This window comes from Microbispora sp. ATCC PTA-5024, assembly GCF_000511135.2.
In the GTDB taxonomy this organism is placed as follows: Bacteria; Actinomycetota; Actinomycetes; order Streptosporangiales; family Streptosporangiaceae; genus Microbispora; species Microbispora corallina.
Genome location: NZ_KI866526.1, coordinates 379,453 through 393,106, shown reverse-complemented (window position 1 = coordinate 393,106; position 13,654 = coordinate 379,453). Strand labels below are relative to the sequence as shown.

15 protein-coding genes are annotated in these 13,654 nt (G+C 73.1%); 8 read left to right on the top strand and 7 right to left on the bottom strand.

Annotated elements, in window-relative coordinates; genetic code table 11:
* Nucleotides 1-3 precede the first annotated feature (3 nt).
* Nucleotides 4-177, bottom strand: coding sequence for a hypothetical protein (locus tag MPTA5024_RS42885; RefSeq protein ID WP_198167529.1), 174 nt, complete (start codon nt 175-177; stop codon nt 4-6).
* An 86-nt stretch (nt 178-263) separates the two neighbouring features.
* Nucleotides 264-671, bottom strand: coding sequence for a VOC family protein (locus MPTA5024_RS32525; RefSeq protein WP_036331511.1), 408 nt, complete (start codon nt 669-671; stop codon nt 264-266).
* 174 nt (nt 672-845) lie between these two features.
* On the opposite strand from MPTA5024_RS32525, the gene MPTA5024_RS32520 reads away from it, so the two are divergent.
* Both MPTA5024_RS32520 and MPTA5024_RS32515 read left to right on the top strand, forming a co-directional pair.
* Nucleotides 846-1,313, top strand: a complete 468-nt coding sequence (locus MPTA5024_RS32520; protein ID WP_232326739.1) for a pyridoxamine 5'-phosphate oxidase family protein — start codon at nt 846-848, stop codon at nt 1,311-1,313.
* The gene (locus MPTA5024_RS32515; protein WP_036331509.1) at nt 1,314-2,315 is read left to right on the top strand and encodes a zinc-dependent alcohol dehydrogenase family protein; all 1,002 of its coding nucleotides are present in this window, start codon (nt 1,314-1,316) and stop codon (nt 2,313-2,315) included. It begins immediately after the preceding gene.
* 33 nt (nt 2,316-2,348) lie between these two features.
* On the opposite strand, the gene MPTA5024_RS32510 is transcribed toward MPTA5024_RS32515, so the two are convergent.
* Both MPTA5024_RS32510 and MPTA5024_RS32505 read right to left on the bottom strand, forming a co-directional pair.
* Nucleotides 2,349-2,822, bottom strand: a complete 474-nt coding sequence (locus MPTA5024_RS32510; protein ID WP_036331507.1) for a CBS domain-containing protein — start codon at nt 2,820-2,822, stop codon at nt 2,349-2,351.
* A complete protein-coding gene (locus MPTA5024_RS32505; RefSeq protein WP_063794827.1) occupies nt 2,804-3,502 on the bottom strand; it encodes a CBS domain-containing protein in 699 nt (232 codons plus the stop codon). Before MPTA5024_RS32505 ends, MPTA5024_RS32510 begins: the two co-directional genes overlap by 19 nt.
* Before the next feature lie 248 nt (nt 3,503-3,750).
* Between MPTA5024_RS32505 and MPTA5024_RS32500 the strand changes: the two genes are divergently transcribed.
* From MPTA5024_RS32500 to MPTA5024_RS32475, 6 genes are all read left to right on the top strand, one after another.
* Nucleotides 3,751-5,409 carry an FAD-dependent oxidoreductase gene (locus MPTA5024_RS32500; protein WP_036331506.1) on the top strand — a complete coding sequence of 553 codons (1,659 nt, stop codon included), beginning with the start codon at nt 3,751-3,753 and terminating at the stop codon, nt 5,407-5,409.
* Complete coding sequence (locus MPTA5024_RS32495; protein ID WP_036331504.1) at nt 5,406-6,824, top strand: ATP-binding protein; 1,419 nt, start codon at nt 5,406-5,408, stop codon at nt 6,822-6,824. Before MPTA5024_RS32500 ends, MPTA5024_RS32495 begins: the two co-directional genes overlap by 4 nt.
* Before the next feature lie 46 nt (nt 6,825-6,870).
* Complete coding sequence (locus MPTA5024_RS32490; protein WP_036331503.1) at nt 6,871-7,734, top strand: NAD(+)/NADH kinase; 864 nt, start codon at nt 6,871-6,873, stop codon at nt 7,732-7,734.
* Nucleotides 7,735-7,936: 202 nt separating this feature from the next.
* A complete protein-coding gene (locus MPTA5024_RS32485; protein WP_051458935.1) occupies nt 7,937-9,322 on the top strand; it encodes a vanadium-dependent haloperoxidase in 1,386 nt (461 codons plus the stop codon).
* Nucleotides 9,323-9,448: 126 nt separating this feature from the next.
* On the top strand, nt 9,449-10,585 hold the full coding sequence (locus MPTA5024_RS44425) for an RICIN domain-containing protein (protein WP_051458934.1): 1,137 nt from the start codon (nt 9,449-9,451) through the stop codon (nt 10,583-10,585).
* A 90-nt stretch (nt 10,586-10,675) separates the two neighbouring features.
* On the top strand, nt 10,676-10,963 hold the full coding sequence (locus tag MPTA5024_RS32475) for a hypothetical protein (protein WP_036331500.1): 288 nt from the start codon (nt 10,676-10,678) through the stop codon (nt 10,961-10,963).
* A gap of 60 nt (nt 10,964-11,023) precedes the next feature.
* Here MPTA5024_RS32475 and mgrA read toward each other — a convergent pair whose 3' ends face one another.
* The 3 genes from mgrA to MPTA5024_RS32460 all read right to left on the bottom strand — a co-directional run.
* On the bottom strand, nt 11,024-12,019 hold the full coding sequence (mgrA, locus tag MPTA5024_RS32470) for an L-glyceraldehyde 3-phosphate reductase (RefSeq protein ID WP_036331499.1): 996 nt from the start codon (nt 12,017-12,019) through the stop codon (nt 11,024-11,026).
* A 109-nt stretch (nt 12,020-12,128) separates the two neighbouring features.
* On the bottom strand, nt 12,129-12,758 hold the full coding sequence (locus MPTA5024_RS32465) for an alpha-ketoglutarate-dependent dioxygenase AlkB (protein ID WP_036331497.1): 630 nt from the start codon (nt 12,756-12,758) through the stop codon (nt 12,129-12,131).
* A gap of 47 nt (nt 12,759-12,805) precedes the next feature.
* Nucleotides 12,806-13,654, bottom strand: an 849-nt coding sequence (locus MPTA5024_RS32460; RefSeq protein WP_198167528.1) for an alkaline phosphatase family protein, incomplete at its 5' end; no start/stop codon positions are given.

Here is a 13,654-nt window from a genome sequence, read left to right as displayed (position 1 = left end):
CGCTCAGCCCTCGTCGCCGGCCGGGTCGATGCCGTGCTCGGCCGCGAGTCGTTCCAGGGTGTCCAGGCGGCCCGACACCACCTGCACGTCGTACTCGTCGCCGTTCTCGCAGGCCCGGCGCAGCTCCCGCCGGGCCTCCCGCAGGCGCGCCAGCAACTCCGCGGTGAACTCCTCCACCGTCACCTCCCCTTGTCGCCGCCTACATCATTTCTTGAATTGCATAATTCTTCAAATCGGCAGAAAGGAAGGCGGGAAGGCCGGGGTCAGGCGGGCCGCGGGGAGAACGACCGCTGGTCGCGGCGGATCGGATGGCCCTCGGGGATCTCCACCAGCACGATGGCCGTGCCCTCGGGGTCCTCGATCCACATCTCCAGCAGCCCCCACGACTCCATCCAGGGCGGCCGGACCACGGGAACCCCCGCGTCCACCAGCCTCTCGTGCTCCCGGTGGACGTCGCGGACCTGGAGCCAGATCTGCAGGCCCGCCCCGGGCCCGCCGGACGACCGCCCGGAGATCTCCAGGAACCCCTGGCCGAGGAAGAACACCACCCCCGGGTCCTCCGGCGGCCCGAACTCCCGGTAGACGGCCAGCCCCAGGACGTCGCGGTAGAAGCGGCGGCACGCCGCCCGGTCCGCGGGGCGCAGGAGTATGCGGCTGCTCAGCACTTCCATGTGACGTTGGTGCCCACAGGGGGCATGCGGTTAAAGGACCGATTACGGCAAGCGGCGCCCAAGGGCGGTCAGGGCCCTTCGTCCCGGGCACCGGTGACGGAAGGCGGTGCCCCGCGGGGGGCCACGGGACGGATGCTGGTCCCGCGCGTCCTTGTGTGCCTTTGGAGGTTTCTCATGACGGAATTCACCAGCTCCCTCGGCGAGCCCGGCGAGCCGCTCCCCGCCGGGATGCCGCGGCTCGAGCGCCTGGACAAGGACGACTGCCTGCGGCTCATCTCCCCCGGCGGCGTGGGCCGGGTGGCCTTCAACAACCCCGCCGGGCCGGTGATCCTCCCGGTCAACTACACGATCGAGGACAACGCCGTCCTGTTCCGCACGGCCCTGGGCGGCCCGATGGACGCCGACCTGCGCACCGGCGTGGAGGGCGCGGAGTTCATGGTCGCCTTCGAGGTCGACCACATCGACGAGAGCACCCGCGAGGGGTGGAGCGTGCTCGTCCGCGGCGGGGCCCACCACATCACCGACCGGGACCGGGCGGAGGCCGAGGCGTCCGGGGTCGAGTCGTGGGCGGGCGGCGAGCGGGAGCTGTATATCAGGATCGCGCCCGTCGACATCACCGGCCGCCGGATCCGGCACGCGTAGATGGACGCCTGGGTGGTGGCCCGTCCCGGGCCCGTCGCCACGCGTCCCCTGGAGCGGACCCGGCTCCCCGACCCCGAGCCGGGCCCGGGCGAGCTGCTCGTCCGCGTGGAGGCGTGCGCGGTCTGCCGTACGGATCTCCACCTGGCGGAGGGCGACCTGCCGCCGCGACGGCCGCGGACGGTACCCGGCCACGAGGTCGTCGGGTGGGTCGAGGCGCTCGGGCCGGGCACGCAGGGCCCGCCGCCGGGCTCCCGGGTGGGGGTGGCCTGGCTGCGCTCGACCTGCGGGGCCTGCCGCTACTGCCTCCGCGGCGCGGAGAACCTGTGCCCGACGTCCACGTACACCGGATGGGACGCGGACGGCGGCTACGCCCGCCGCCTCACCGCCCCGGCCGCCTACGTCTACCCCCTGCCCGAGGACGAGCCGGCGGAGGAGCTCGCGCCGCTGCTGTGCGCGGGGATCATCGGTTACCGGGCGCTGCTGCGGGCCGACCTGCCCCCGGGCGGCCGGCTCGGGATCTACGGCTTCGGGGCGTCGGCCCACCTGACGGCGCAGGTCGCGATCGCCGAGGGCGCGACCGTCCACGTCATGACGAGGTCGGCGGCGGCCAGGGAGCTGGCCCGCCGGCTGGGCGCGGCCTCGGTGGGCGGCAGCGCCGACCCGCCGCCCGAGCCCCTGGACGCGGCGATCCTGTTCGCGCCCGTCGGCGATCTCGTGCCCGTGGCGCTGGAGGCGCTCGACCGGGGCGGGACGCTGGCGGTGGCGGGGATCCACCTCACCGACATCCCGGTGCTGAACTACCAGCGTCACCTGTTCCAGGAGCGGACGCTGCGCAGCGTCACGGCCAACACACGGGCCGACGGCCGCGAGTTCCTCAGGCTGGCGGCCGAGCACCGGCCCCGGGTGACCACCACGCCCTACCCCTTCGAGGAGGCCGACCGGGCGCTGTCCGACCTGGCCGCCGACCGGGTCGAGGGCGCGGCCGTCCTGCTGATGTCCTGACCTCGACCGTCCCGGCCGGAGGCCGGGAGGGTGTCACGAGCCGGGCGGCAGGACCGGCTCCAGCCGGAACAGGCCGCCCTTGACGTCGCCCGCGGGCTCGGCGCGGACGACCCTCCCGGCGACCGCCCTCAGCACGTCGGTGGCGGTCACCAGTCCCTCCAGGACGCCCGCGGGGCCGACCACCGGCATCACGCTCAGGTCCGAGTCGATCATCATCGCGGCGACGTCGGGCAGCGGCGTCTGCGGCCGCGCGTGCCGGCACGGCTGGCCGAGCACCAGCCGCCCCACGCCCGCCTCGGACTGCTCGGCCGGACCACCCGACCAGTGGCTGGCCAGGTCCTCCCGGCACAGCACGCCCAGTACACGGGAGTCGGGATCGACCACCGGCAGGTGGTGCACCCCGGCCCGGCGCATGAGCTCCCACGCCATCAGCGGCGACTCGTCCGGCTCGACGGTGACGAGGATCCTGCTCATCACGTCGGCCGCGGTCATGGTCTCCACGTCCATGACGCCCTGCCTTCCCCTCGGCGCCGGCCCGGCGACGCCGGCCGGTCGAGATCGTCGATCAGAAACGTGACGTCGCAGGTCACGTCCACCACCCCGTCCACCTTCCCGACCTCCTCCAGCAGAGGGGCGATGCCGGAGCGGCGCTCCACGGTTCCCGACAGGACCACCACGCCGTCCTCCACCCGTACGTCGACGTGCGCCGCGTGGCGCAGCACCACCGCCTGGACGTCGTCGCGGATGTCCTCAGGCGACCGGCAGAACGCCCGGAGCAGGTCGGCCTTGCGCAGCACGCCGACGATCCGGCCGGTGCCGCCGTCGACGACGGGAAGCTGCTTCACCCTGTTTCTGTGCATGAGGCAGGCGGCCCTCCTGAGGTCGGTGTCCTCCGTGACGGTGATCGGCGGGCTCGTCATGATCTCGCCGGCCGTCCGCCCGCCGGCGCGGCGGCGCTCGCGGCGGCGCGCCGGTCCCTCGAAGAGCAGGTCGCCGGGGCGCCGGTCGATCTCCCGCAGCAGGAGGTCGTCGTCGCAGACCATCCCGACCACCCTCCTGTCGGCGTCGACCACCGGGACGGCCTCGACGCGGAACCGGCACATGGCCGTCACCACGTCCGTGAACGACGCGCTCGTCTCGACCGCGACCACGAACCTGTTCATGACGTCCCTGACGGTCATCGCCATGACCCGTCCTCCTTCACCCTCAGCCTTCCGCCATACGGGTGTGGGCGGGGAGCGGCGAAGGTCATCCCTTCCCGGGACCTTGGACCCCCGTCCCCGGCGCACGCGGCACCACCGTCCACGTGCGACTTCATCCACGGTAACCACCCGCCCGAGGTTCGCCGCGCGCCCGCCCCACCGTGCCGCGCGACCGCCGGCTGACAGACCGCCGCACTGCCGTTTGAGGTGGAGAGACATGCTTTTATGTATTCATGCCGAATCCCGCGATTCTGACCGTCGACGACGATCCGGCCGTGTCGCGGGCGGTGGCCCGCGACATGAGGCGCCGGTACGGCGACCGCTACCGCATCGTCCGCGCCGAGTCGGGCCTGGACGCCCTGGACGCCCTGCGCGAGATCAAGCTGCGCGGCGAGCAGGTGGCCGTGCTGCTCGCGGACTACCGGATGCCCCAGATGAACGGCATCCAGTTCCTCGAGGCGGCGATGGACCTGTTCCCGCTGGCCCGCCGCGTCCTGCTGACCGCCTACGCCGACACCGACGCCGCGATCGACGCGATCAACATCGTCGACCTGGACCACTACCTGCTCAAGCCCTGGAACCCGCCGGAGGAGAAGCTCTACCCGGTGGTCGACGCCATGCTGGAGGCGTGGCTCGCCACCCCCGACGTGGCGATCCCGGAGACCAAGGTCGTCGGGCACCGCTGGTCGGCCCGGTCCTTCGCCGTACGGGACTTCCTGGCCCGCAACCTCGTGCCGTACCGGTGGCTGCTGGCGGACGAGCCGGAGGGCGGCCGGCTGCTCACGGCGGCCGGGATGGCCGCGACCGACGTCCCGGTGGTGATCACCTCGGACGGCAAGGCGCTGGCCCGCCCGTCCGAGACCGACCTCGCCGCGCACGTCGGCCTGAGCACCACCCCGGCGCTGGACTTCTACGACCTGGCCGTGGTCGGCGCGGGCCCGGCCGGGCTCGGCTCGGCCGTGTACGGCGCCTCAGAGGGCCTGAAGACCGTGCTCGTCGAGCAGCGGGCGACGGGCGGGCAGGCCGGGCAGAGCAGCCGGATCGAGAACTACCTCGGCTTCCCCGACGGCGTCTCGGGGGCCCAGCTCACCGAACGGGCGCGGCGCCAGGCCCTGAAGTTCCAGGCCGAGCTCCTCACGACGCGCGAGGTCGTGGGCCTGGAGCGGTGCGGGTCGGCCACCGTGCTCCGGTTCGGCGACGGCACCACGATCGCGGCCCACACCGTCGTCCTGGCGACCGGCGTCTCCTACCGGCTGCTGGACGCCCCGGGGCTGGCCGACCTGACCGGGCGGGGCGTGTTCTACGGCTCGGCCTCGACCGAGGCGCCGAACTGCTCCGGCGAGGAGATCTACATCGTGGGCGGGGCCAACTCCGCCGGGCAGGCCGCCGTCTACTTCTCGCAGTACGCCCACAAGGTGCACATCCTGATCCGGGGTGACGACCTCGGCCGGTCGATGTCGCAGTACCTGATCGACCAGATCGACGCCATCCCCAGCATCGAGGTGCATCCCAACACCCGGGTGATCGAGGGCGAGGGCGGCGACCACCTCGAACGGCTGACGCTGTGCGACCAGAAGTCGGGACGGACCAGGACGGTCGACACGTCGTGGCTGTTCGTCTTCATCGGCGCCGAGCCGCGCACCGACTGGCTGGGCGGCGCGGTCGCCCGGGACGGGAACGGCTTCGTGCTGACCGGCCCCGACCTGCTCGCCGAGGGACGCCGCCCGGCCGGATGGTCGCTCCCCCGCGACCCCTACCATCTCGAGTCGAGCATGCCGGGCGTCTTCGCCGCCGGCGACGTGCGGGCCGGTTCGGTCAAGCGGGTCGCCTCCGCCGTCGGCGAGGGCGCGATGGCCGTGTCGCTCGTGCACCGCTACCTGGAGGCCCAATGAACGAGCGGCTCACCCCCGACGAGCTGCGCACCCTGTTCCTCTTCGAGGCCCTCGCCGACGACCAGCTCGCCCATCTGGCCGAGGCCGGCCGGGTGGAGACGCGGCAGGCCGGCACGGCCGTCTACCAGGAAGGCGAGCCCGCCACCTGCTTCTTCGTGCTGCTCCACGGCACCGTCGCGATGAGCCGCCGCATCCACGGCGACGACGTCGAGGTGAGCCGCACCGAGCAGCGCGGCGTGTACGGCGGCGCCACCCAGGCATACATGGGCGACCGGGCCGACCAGACGTACCTCAACACGCTGAGCGCGATAACCGACGCCGAGTTCTTCGTCCTGCCCGCCGAGACCATCGGCGACTGCGTCCGCGAGTGGTTCCCGATGGCGATGCACCTGCTGGAGGGGCTGTTCCTCGGCATGCGGGCGCACCAGACGATCATCGGAGAGCGGGAGCGGCTGCTCGCGCTCGGCTCGCTGTCGGCCGGCCTGACCCACGAGCTGAACAACCCCGCGGCCGCCGCCGTCCGGGCGACCGCGGCGCTGCGCGGCCGGGTCGCCGGCATGCGCCAGAAGCTCGCGATGATCGCGGACGGCCGACTGGACGGCCGCCAGCTCCACGACCTGGTCGAGCTGCAGGACGAGGCGGTCAAGCGGGCGGCGTCGGCGCCGGAGCTGTCCCCGCTCGCGGCCTCGGACGCCGAGGACGCGATCGCCGACTGGCTCGACGAGCGCGACATCGTGGGCGCCTGGGACCTCGCCCCCACACTCGTGGCCGGCGGCATCGACGCCGAGTGGCTCGGCCAGATCTCGGGAGCCGTCGGCGAGGACAACCTCGAAGCGGCCGTCCGGTGGCTGTGCTACACGATAGACACCGAGCTGCTGATGGGCGAGATCGACGACGCCGTCACCCGCATCTCCGGCCTCGTCGCCGCGGCCAAGCAGTACTCCCAGCTCGACCGCGCGCCGTACCAGACCGTCGACGTGCACGACCTCCTCGACGCGACGCTGACCATGCTGCACGCCAAGATGCCCGAGGGCGTGCGCAAGGTGAAGGAGTACGACCGGTCGCTGCCGCAGATCTCGGCGTACGCGGCGGAGCTGAACCAGGTCTGGACGAACCTCATCGACAACGCCCTGTCCGCGATGGGCGGCAGCGGCACGCTGTCCGTACGGACGTTCCGGAAGGACGACCGGATCGTGGTCGAGATCGGCGACACCGGGCCCGGCATCCCGCCGGAGATCCGCCCGAGGATCTTCGAGCCGTTCTTCACCACCAAGCCGGTCGGCGAGGGCACCGGACTCGGGCTGGACATCTCCTATCGGATAGTGGTGAACAAGCACCACGGGGACATCCGGGTCGAGTCGGAGCCGGGCGACACCCGGTTCCAGGTGTACCTGCCGATCGAGCAGGGGGCCTGACCCTCCGGCGGACCGGGCGCCCTCCCACCGGCCGTACAGTGTGGGCATGGGCATGGTCAGCACGGTGGGCCTCGTACTGCACCCGCAGCGCGACTCCAAGGAGGCCATCGACACCATCGTCGAGTGGGCGCGCACGCGCGGCGGCACGGTCCTCGGGCTGCCGGACGAGGTCGGGCGGATCGACTGCAGCGCGGTCGCGGTGGACGCGCAGACGCTGGTGAACAAGGCCGACCTGCTCGTCAGCCTCGGCGGCGACGGCACCATGCTGCGGACGATGCGGCTGATCACGGGCCGCCCCACGCCCGTCCTCGGGGTGAACCTCGGGCGGCTCGGCTTCCTCGCGGAGATCGACGTGGAGGACCTGGCGCCCGCGCTGTCGGCCATCGACAACCACGAGTACACGGTCGAGCCCCGCATGGCGGTCCGGGCCACCGGCAAGGACGGCCAGATGGTGACGGCCTTCAACGACATCGCGCTCGTGCGGATCCCCGGCGACGGGCTGTCGGCCGTCGCCGTCTCCGTGTACGGGCACCCGTTCGTCCGGTACTCCGCCGACGCCGTGATCGTCTCGACCTCCACCGGGTCGACCGCGTACAGCTTCTCGGCCGGCGGGCCGATCGTCTCCCCCACGGTCGAGGGCTTCCTCGTGGTCCCGGCGGCCGCCCACTCGTCGTTCAACCGGGCGCTGGTCATGTCGGCCGACGAGGAGGTCACGCTCGACGTGCTGCCGAGCAGCGGCCAGCTCGCGCTGGAGGTCGACGGCGCCATCGGCGGCCACCTCGCCCCCGGCGACCGCCTCACCGTCACCGCCCTGCGCGGCGCCGCCCGCGTGGTCCGGCTCGGCACGACCACCTTCTACGAGCGGGCCCGCCGCAAGCTGCGCGTGAACGGCAGCGCCGAGGTCGACTGACCTCCCCCTTCCGCCGCCCGGGCGTCCGGGCCTCCGCGCATACCGGCACGCCCGGAGGCGTCCCGAGCCGTCCGGAACCGTCCCGAACTGTTCCGGACGCGGAAAGATCTTGTCCCGCCCCTCCGGCGCCGTGGATCTTTCGTGGTGCTCCCCTCGACCCAATCGGTGGGTTCGAGCGGTTTCCCCACGGAGGTTCCCCTCGATGCACCTCTCCATCGGCCGCAGACGACGATGGGCGGCGGTCGCGACGGCTCTCGTCGCCACCGGCGCCCTCCTGACGCTCCCATTTCGGGCGCACGCGGCGGTCACGGGGCCCCCGCCGCAGGCGTCCTCGTTCGACCACGTCCTCTACTGGAACAGCGTGTTCCTCGACACGATCCGCACGCTCCCCCGTCCCGGTCAGGACCCGCACGCCGGCGACCCCACGTTCCTGGCGCGCGCGGGCGCGATGCTGCACATCGCGATCCACGACGCGAACTGGCCGGCCGCACCCGTGACGTACCTGCCGAAGATCACCCAGCAGAACCCGAGCGACTCCATCGAGGCGACCATGGACGCGGCCGCGCACCGGGTCCTTGAGCACCTCTACCCGTACATCGACTTCGACGCGAACCTCACCTACGCGCTCGGCCAGATCCCCTCCTGGGTACCGGCCGCGTACGTCCAGGGCGGCAGGGCCGACGGGGAGAAGATCGGCGACCTGATGATCGCCGCCCGGTCGGGGGACGGCCCGGCGTTCGACACCTCCTACACACAGGAGGTGAACGTCCCGGGCGCCTGGCGCCAGACCGACCCCGACCGGCTGCCCGTCAGCCCGAACTGGTGGAGGCTCAAGCCGTTCGCCATGACCTCGGGGACGCAGTTCCGGCCGCCGCTTCCCGGAGGGTTCGGCTCGTACGACGCGCTCGTGCGCAGCCCGGCGTACGCGGCCCAGGTGGCCGAGGTGCAGAAGTACGGCGGCGGCTCCTCCACCGCCCGCACAGCCGACCAGACCCAGGCCGCGCACTTCTGGGCCAACGACCTGCCCACCACCTACCGGCCCGTGGGACACCTGTTCGCCATCACCCAGAAGATCTCCCGGGACCAGGGGCTCAGGCAGAACGAGACGGCCGAGCTGTTCAACCTCGTCTCGATGGCGCTGGCCGACGCCTCCATCGTCGCGTGGGGGGCGAAGTACGCGACGCCGATCGACCTGTGGCGGCCGCAGAGCGCGATCAACCTGGCTGACCCCTCCGTGACACCGGGGCTGACTCCCGACCCGAACTGGCGGCCGCTGTCGGCCGACACCGCGGGCCGGCCGTTCTCGCCGCCCTTCCCCGCGTACGTCTCCGGGCACGCCACCTTCGCCGGAGCGTGGGCCGGCGTGATGCAACGGTGGTTCGGGCACGATCTCACCTTCACCGCGCCCACGGACGACCCGTACGCCAACCCCCGCACCCGGACCTTCACCGGCTTCCAGCAGGCCGCCGAGGAGGACGCGATGAGCAGACTCTGGCTCGGCGTCCACTACCGCTGGGACGCCGAGGCCGGGCTCAAGTCCGGTTTCGACCTCGGCGAGTTCGTCTACGTGACCCGCCGCGACCAGTAGCCCACCGATCACGCTGTCGAAGCCCTCCGGGCGGCGGTCCCCGCTGACCCGGAGGGCCGTCTTCGCGTCACCGATCTTTGTTAGTCTTTGCCCGACTGACACCGAATCGTGGGGCGTGGAGATGTCGTGCACGGAGCGGTGACCCCGCCTCCGGATCCCGAGGGCGCCACTACCGCCGGGGACTTCGTCGCGGCGCTCGGACGCCTGCGCCAGTGGTCCGGCCTGACCTACCGGCAGCTCGCGGCCGCCGCCGAGGCGGCGGGCCGCGTCCTCCCGGCGAGCACCACGGCGGGCGCGCTCGGCCGCACCACCCTGCCCAAGGAGGAGTTCGTCGTCGCCTTCGTCCAGGCGTGCGGGCTCGGCGACGCGGAGGCCGCCCGGTGGGTGGCGGCCAGGAAACGGCTGGCGTCCGGGGCGCCCCCTCCGGCACGGGAGTCCGCCGTACCGGTGGAACAGCCGGAGACGCCGGCGAGCCCCTCCCCTTCGCCCGGCGACGAGGGGACCGCGCAGGCGCCGCCGGCTCAGGGGCGGCCGGCTCAGGGACTGCCGCGGCGGTGGCGTCTCCCCGTCGCGGCCGTGGCGATCGCCCTGGTGCTCGTCGCCGGCGCGCTGGCGGTGCCGGCGGTGCGGGCCTCCTGGACCGGCCGCGCCCCGGCCGGTGGGCCGTCGGCCGGCGCGGCCGGCGGGCCGTCGGGCGGTGCCACCGATGCGACCGGTGCGACCAATAAGGCCGGTACAGCCGGGGCGCCGTCCCCCTCCCGCTCGGGTCTGCCGGCGCGGGGGTGGTACCGGATCCTCCCGTCCCACGTCGCCGACCGGGACCTGTGCATCGGCGAGGGCCGCGAACGCAGCGGGCGGACCGACCGGCCGCTCGCCGTCCAGCGCCCCTGCCGGGGCCTCGTTCCCGACACGTACCTGAGCCCCGTCGGCGACGGGAAGTACGAGATCCAGTGGCACCATCCGGTGGAGGGCGCGGGCTGCCTCACCGTCGACGAGGCCGAGACCCGGCCTGGCGCGCTGCTCGCCCCGGCGAACTGCACCGGGGCCGCCCACCAGCGGTTCCTTCTGGAACCCGCCGGCCGGGGGTTCTCACTGCGACCGGCGCACAGCGGCCTGTGCCTCGGGGCCCTGTACGGCGAGGCGGACGTCAACGCCGGCGCGGAGCTCGCCCAGCAGGCCTGCACCGGCAGGGCCGACCAAATCTTCCTCCTCCACAGAGTGCCCACCCCTCCGTGGACGACCGCCTCGCCGGGCCCGAAGTAGCCCGGGGGCCGTCCGGCCTGGACCTCACCCCAGGGGCTGTGGGTACGCTCGATGGAGGAGCCACCCGCTCGGGGGGTAGGGGGGTACCTCATGAGCCACCACAGCCACGGTGAGCACGGCCACCTGCACGGCCCGGACTGCGGCCACACGCCGGTGCCGCACCGCGACCACACCGACTACGCGCACGACGGGCACCTGCACCGCGCGCACGAGGGGCACTGGGACGAGTGCGAGCCCGAGGGCCACGTGGAGCATCCGCACGAGCACCAGCACGGCGAGGGCTGCGGTCACCCCGCGGTCCTGCACGGCGACCACATGGACTACGTGCACGACGGGCACCGCCACGCCGCGCACGCCGGCCACTGGGACGAGCACTAGCGCCTCTGGGGGAAGCGGCGGCCCGGGGAGACCGCCGCGGCCTCCCCGGACGCACGGCCGTCAGAGCAGGCGCTCGATCTCGGCCAGCTCCTCGGGCGACAGCGGGGGCGCCTGCACGGCGGCCACGTTCTGCTCCAGCTGCGGCACGCCGCTCGCGCCGATCAGCACCGACGTGATCCGGCGGTCGCGCAGGATCCACGACAGCGCGAGCTGCGCCAGCGTCTGCCCGCGCCGTTCGGCCACCTTGTTCAGCCCGCGCAGGGTCTCCAGCAGCTCGGGCGTCAGCCGGTCGCGGGTGAGGAAGTGGCCGATCGCCATCCGGGAGTCGGCCGGCACGGTGCCGTCCAGGTAACGGCCGGTCAGCAGGCCCTGCGCGAGGGGCGAGTAGGCGATGCAGCCCGCCCCGGCGCGCTCCAGGGTGTCGAGCAGGCCGTCCTCGACCCAGCGGTCGAGCATCGAGTAGCGCGGCTGGTGGATGAGCAGCGGGGTCCCCAGCTCGCGCAGCACGGCGGCGGCCCGCTCGGTCTCCTCCGCCGAGTAGTTGGAGATGCCCGCGTAGAGCGCCTTACCCGACCGGACGGCCGCGTCCAGCGCGCCCATGGTCTCCTCGATCGGGGTCTGCGGGTCGGGCCGGTGCGAGTAGAACACGTCCACGTAGTCGAGCCCGAGCCGCTTCAGCGACTGGTCGAGGCTGGCCAGCAGGTACTTGCGCGACCCCCACTCACCGTACGGGCCGGGCCACATGTCGTAGCCCGCCTTGGTCGAGACGAACAGCTCGTCGCGGTACGGCAGGAAGTCGGCCTTGAGGTGCCGCCCGAAGTTCTCCTCCGCCGAGCCGTACGGCGGGCCGTAGTTGTTGGCGAGGTCGATGTGGGTGACGCCGAGGTCGAACGCGCGGCGCAGGACGGCCCGCTGGACCTCGAACGGCTGGCCGTCGCCGAAGTTGTGCCACAGGCCGAGCGAGACCTCGGGGAGCCGGACGCCGCTGCGGCCGCTGCGCCGGTAGGGCATGGTCGCGTAGCGGTCGGGGGCGGCGGCGTAGCGTGGCGGGATCATCCGTGGCCTTTCTTCCGGGTCCGCGGCTCCCCGGGGTGTCACGGGAGCCGTCCATCCCAGGTACTACCAGGAAAGCGCCGCCGCCAGCGCCCCGCCCCCGGGATAGCGTCTAGCGGACGCCGCGCGGGCGGAACTGGACGCTGATCCGCGCACCGGACACCTTCGCCGTCTTGGGGATCGCGTGCTCCCAGGTGCGCTGGCAGCTGCCGCCCATCACGATGAGGTCGCCGTGGCCCAGGTCGTGGCGGAGCGTGGGGCCGCCGCCCCCGCGCGGGCGCAGCATGAGCGAGCGCGGCGTGCCGACCGACAGGATGGCCACCATCGTGTCCTCCTCGCTGGCCCGGCCGATCGTGTCGCCGTGCCAGGTGACGCTGTCGCGGCCGTCCCGGTACAGGCACATGCCCGCCGTCACGAACCGCTCGCCGAGCTCGGCCTCGTAGTGCGTGTCGAGCGCGTCCCTCGCCTCCACGAGCAGGGGGTCGGGCAGCTCCTCGCCCTCGTCGTAGAACTTCAGCAGCCGGGGGACGTCGACCACCCGGTCGTACATGTGCCTGCGCTCCGCCTTCCAGGGGACGGCCTCCAGCAGGCGCTCGAAGAGCCGGTCGGCACCCGTGACCCACTGCGGGCGCACGTCGATCCAGGCGCCCCGGTCGAGGAGGGTCCGCTTCACCGTCCCTTCCAGGGGTCCGAGGCCGGTCTCCTCGAACCAGTCCAGCAACGAGCCCTGAAACGCGTCCATCCGTCCAGCATAAGGCCGATATTCAAACACCTATTCGATCATCGTGCTCAGGCCGGGGTCAGGACGGCCGTGAGCGGCCGCCGGTCCGCCGCCCGGCCGAGCGGGGCCAGGCCGTACATCTCCTCGATCGTGCGCAGCAGCGTGTAGTGGTCGGCCCGCCCGTCGTACGCCCCGCGCCGGACCCGCCCGCCCACGAGGACGGTGGGGATGCGGTTGCTCGCGTGGTAGTCGCCCTCGTCGAACGTCACGATCAGCAGGCTGTCGTGGGTCTCGGCCCAGTCGGCGTACGGGCCGATCTCGCGGCGCAGCCAGGCGTCGCCGGTCGAGACCGAGCAGTCGTGCATGTCGGCGCACATGTCCGGAATGACGAACGCCACCTCAGGCAGCGCGGCGAAGTCGCCGGGGAAGTCGCCGAACGGCCGGGCCACGGACGGCGGGAGGTTGCCGAAGTTCGTCCACGGGGCGTGCTTGCGGGCGTACCTGCCGCCCGAGCCGACGCACCCGCCGTACCCGGCCCGCGGGAGCGCCTCGGCGTACGCGACGAAGCGCAGACCCGCGTCGAGCAACTGGCGGCCCAGGTTGGGGGCGGCGGGGAACGACTGCGGGCAGGAGTCGTCCCGCACGCCGCGGGTGGACCCGGAGAACAGCGCGATGTAGTTGGGCTGGCTCGGGTGGGTCTCCGCGAACATCGCCGTCAGGTCCGCCCCGCGCCGCGCGAGCGACGTGATGTACGGCGCCAGGGGGTCCCCCACGACCCGGCTGTACGACTTGTTCTCCATCACGACCACGACCAGGTGGGCCGGGCGCCAGATGCCGGCGGGGGACGGGCGGGCCGACGGCCCGGCGGTCGCCCGCGCCGTCCCCGCAGGCGACGGGGCGGGCGGGGCAGCGCTCCC

What these genes read in the sequence shown, in the direction of transcription:
- MPTA5024_RS32475 (WP_036331500.1), top strand. Translation starts at nt 10,676, where the DNA reads ATGAGCCACCACAGCCACGGTGAGCACGGCCACCTGCACGGCCCGGAC.
- MPTA5024_RS32495 (WP_036331504.1), top strand. Translation starts at nt 5,406, where the DNA reads ATGAACGAGCGGCTCACCCCCGACGAGCTGCGCACCCTGTTCCTCTTC.
- MPTA5024_RS32515 (WP_036331509.1), top strand. Translation starts at nt 1,314, where the DNA reads ATGGACGCCTGGGTGGTGGCCCGTCCCGGGCCCGTCGCCACGCGTCCC.
- MPTA5024_RS32500 (WP_036331506.1), top strand. Translation starts at nt 3,751, where the DNA reads ATGCCGAATCCCGCGATTCTGACCGTCGACGACGATCCGGCCGTGTCG.
- MPTA5024_RS32505 (WP_063794827.1), bottom strand. Translation starts at nt 3,502, where the DNA reads ATGGCGATGACCGTCAGGGACGTCATGAACAGGTTCGTGGTCGCGGTC.
- mgrA (WP_036331499.1), bottom strand. Translation starts at nt 12,019, where the DNA reads ATGATCCCGCCACGCTACGCCGCCGCCCCCGACCGCTACGCGACCATG.
- MPTA5024_RS32510 (WP_036331507.1), bottom strand. Translation starts at nt 2,822, where the DNA reads ATGGACGTGGAGACCATGACCGCGGCCGACGTGATGAGCAGGATCCTC.
- MPTA5024_RS32465 (WP_036331497.1), bottom strand. Translation starts at nt 12,758, where the DNA reads ATGGACGCGTTTCAGGGCTCGTTGCTGGACTGGTTCGAGGAGACCGGC.
- MPTA5024_RS32485 (WP_051458935.1), top strand. Translation starts at nt 7,937, where the DNA reads ATGCACCTCTCCATCGGCCGCAGACGACGATGGGCGGCGGTCGCGACG.
- MPTA5024_RS32520 (WP_232326739.1), top strand. Translation starts at nt 846, where the DNA reads ATGACGGAATTCACCAGCTCCCTCGGCGAGCCCGGCGAGCCGCTCCCC.
- MPTA5024_RS32490 (WP_036331503.1), top strand. Translation starts at nt 6,871, where the DNA reads ATGGGCATGGTCAGCACGGTGGGCCTCGTACTGCACCCGCAGCGCGAC.
- MPTA5024_RS32525 (WP_036331511.1), bottom strand. Translation starts at nt 671, where the DNA reads ATGGAAGTGCTGAGCAGCCGCATACTCCTGCGCCCCGCGGACCGGGCG.